We start from the raw sequence: 2,564 nt of genomic DNA, 5'->3' as shown, positions 1-2,564 counted from the left end.
GCCACGGTGCCGTGGCCGTGGACTGCGCCGTGGCGGCGCGTACGCCCGCCCGCCCCGGCCACCTCGCCCATTACGGCCACTTCGCCCGTCACGACCGGCGCGGATAGCCGCCGGGAGCCTTTTCGGCCTTTCCCCAACCACTCCACCCAGGGTCCCCTGATTCCCTGCCTCCGTGGGCCCATGTCCGCATTCCGGCACCTGCCCGCGCGCGGCAAACGCAAGGAACCCTCAACGGAACCGACAGCCAGAAACGCCATCGCCATCGGCGGTGCGCGCGGCACAGGCCGGGCCATCGCGCAGTGTCTGGCACGGGACGGATCCTGCGTGTTGGTCAACTGCGTCAACGTGGTGCGGGTGAACGGCGGTTTCGCCTGATTTCCTGTCGCATCCGACCACGCCCCCCCCCCCGCACGAAAGGGCCGTGAGCGCGGTCGGGCAGCCTGCACCCCCGGCCCTTGCACGCTTTATGTGGTGACACGACATGTCCTTTCGTGTAACGAAGGATTGCATATTTTGTGCTTCGTATCCTTGCACGCATATCAACAGGAAAGGAGTGTCCCATGCAGCTTCGCAGGCTTGTCGGCGCGCTGGCGCTGGTGCTTGTCACGGCGGCCCCGGCCCTTGCCCACTTCGGCATGATCATCCCCGACGCCCCGGTGGCCACCGCCGCCAAGCGCACCACCAACGTCACCCTGTCGTTCTCCCACCCCTTCGAGGGGCACGGCATGAACCTGGAGCGCCCCCAGTCCTTCGGCGTGGTACGGGTGGACGGCGACAAGACCGAGCGCACCGACCTGCTGGCCTCGCTGAAGGAAGCCAAGGTCATGGGCAAGGCCGCCTGGAAGACCGATTTCACCTTCCCCAAGCCCGGCGTGTACATGTTCGCCATGGAACCCAAGCTGTACTGGGAGCCGGAAGAAGACTGCTACATCCAGCACCTGACCAAGGTGGTGGTGCCCGCCTTCGGCAACGAGGATGGCTGGGACACCCCGGCAGGGCTGAAGTTCGAGATCATTCCCCTTACCCGCCCCTTCGGCAATTACGCGGGCGGCGTGTTCACCGGCGTGGCCATGCTGGACGGCAAGCCCGCCCCCGGCGTGGATGTGGAAGTGGAGTATTACAACGCCCAGGGCAAGTATGCCGCGCCCACCGAGTTCCACGTGACCCAGGTGGTCAAGACCGACGCCAACGGCGTGTTCACCGTGGCCTGCCCGCTGGCGGGGTGGTGGGGCTTTGCCGCGCTGACCACCGCGCCCGAGCAGGTCAAGGGGCCTGATGGCACCATGAAGGACGTGGAAATCGGCGCGGTGCTCTGGACCCGCTTCGACGCCTTCAAGCCCGCAAAATAGCGCGCGGCGGGCACGCCCGCCAGCGACGCCGTACTGTCCGCCCGGTTCCGGCTTGTGCCGGGGCCGGGCGTTGCCGCATCGGCAGGCTGGCGCAACTGCGCGGCAAAGACGCATTGCGTAGGCCATGCAGTGGGTAGGGCGCATGATTGGTTACCCATTGACGGCTTGCATTCCACGAGCGAAGCCTTATGATTGCCCGAACGCCACCGGAACGCCTTCACGGCGCGTCGGTCGGCGTCAGAACCGGTCCGGAGGCCTTCCATGCGCGTGCTCATCGTCGAGGACGACTTTACCAGCCGCAAGTACCTGCAAACCATCCTGTCGCCTTACGGAACCTGCGACATAGCCGTCAGCGGTGTCGAGGCGGTGGAGGCATTCGCGGCGGCGGTGAATGCACAGCAGCCGTATGATCTTGTCTGTCTGGACATCATGCTGCCCGAGATGGACGGCCAGGAGGCCCTGCGGCGCATCCGCGCCATGGAGCGCGAGCGCGGGGTGGCCCCCGCCGACGAGGTGCCCGTGGTCATGACCACCGCCCTCGACGACCCGCGCAACGTGGTGGAGGCCTACTACAAGGGCGGGGCCACATCGTATGTGCCCAAGCCCATCGACCGCCAGTTGTTCGTGCAGATGCTGAAGGGGCTTGGCGTCATCCGCTAGGATTTTTCCGGGATTTTTCCCGCATCTGCCCGGCGCTCCCGGCCCGGAGCCGCAGCGCCGCCCCGTCGCATGCCGCCGTTTCGATGGTGGACCGACGCCGCACCGACACCCACGTCGTTGCGCCGGCCCGATACCATGCGGGCCGCAACCGATGCGGTATGGCGGTGGGCACAGCCCGCCAGTCTACCCCGACTTCGACCAACCGCACGCAACCATCGGGAGTACCCATGATCCGTACCCGGATTCTTGCCTGTTGCCTGGCCGTGGCCGTGGCCTTTTGCCTGAGCATGACCGACCTTGCCGACGCCAAGCGCCTCGGCGGGGGCAGGTCTTTCGGCGGCAGCCCCAGTTACCAGCGCAGCTTTACCCCCAGCCAGCCTTCGCCTTCCTCGCCCGCAGGGCCCAACCTGAACCGGCAGCAGCAGACCCAGCAGCCCGGACCCGCCACGCCGCAGCAGGCCCCGCGCTCCCGCTTCGGCGGGTTCGGCGGCATCCTGGGCGGCATGCTGGCGGGCAGCCTGATCGGCTCGCTGCTGTTCGGCGGCGGATTCGGCG

At 67.4% G+C, this 2,564-nt stretch carries 3 protein-coding genes and 1 pseudogene; all 4 read left to right on the top strand.

The window, feature by feature from the left end:
• Window positions 1–180 precede the first annotated feature (180 nt).
• Window positions 181–375, top strand: a complete 195-nt coding sequence (locus FVW20_RS12340; RefSeq protein WP_196609851.1) for a hypothetical protein — start codon at window positions 181–183, stop codon at window positions 373–375.
• A 185-nt stretch (window positions 376–560) separates the two neighbouring features.
• Window positions 561–1,349, top strand: a complete 789-nt coding sequence (locus tag FVW20_RS12335; RefSeq protein ID WP_196609850.1) for a DUF4198 domain-containing protein — start codon at window positions 561–563, stop codon at window positions 1,347–1,349.
• Window positions 1,350–1,610: 261 nt separating this feature from the next.
• Window positions 1,611–2,009 (top strand): response regulator, encoded by a 399-nt coding sequence (locus FVW20_RS12330; protein WP_196609849.1) that lies wholly within the window; start codon window positions 1,611–1,613, stop codon window positions 2,007–2,009.
• Window positions 2,010–2,236: 227 nt separating this feature from the next.
• A pseudogene (locus FVW20_RS12325) lies at window positions 2,237–2,564 on the top strand (Tim44 domain-containing protein); the annotation flags it as partial.

Origin of the sequence: Nitratidesulfovibrio oxamicus (assembly GCF_015731765.1) — a bacterium.
Classification (GTDB): domain Bacteria; phylum Desulfobacterota; class Desulfovibrionia; order Desulfovibrionales; family Desulfovibrionaceae; genus Cupidesulfovibrio; species Cupidesulfovibrio oxamicus.
The sequence above is the reverse complement of the archived record's forward strand: the minus strand, read 5'-3'. Positions and strand labels throughout refer to the sequence as shown.

Excerpts from the sequence above, each read along its gene's own strand:
- FVW20_RS12340 (WP_196609851.1), top strand. The coding sequence starts at position 181 with ATGTCCGCATTCCGGCACCTGCCCGCGCGCGGCAAACGCAAGGAACCC.
- FVW20_RS12335 (WP_196609850.1), top strand. The coding sequence starts at position 561 with ATGCAGCTTCGCAGGCTTGTCGGCGCGCTGGCGCTGGTGCTTGTCACG.
- FVW20_RS12330 (WP_196609849.1), top strand. The coding sequence starts at position 1,611 with ATGCGCGTGCTCATCGTCGAGGACGACTTTACCAGCCGCAAGTACCTG.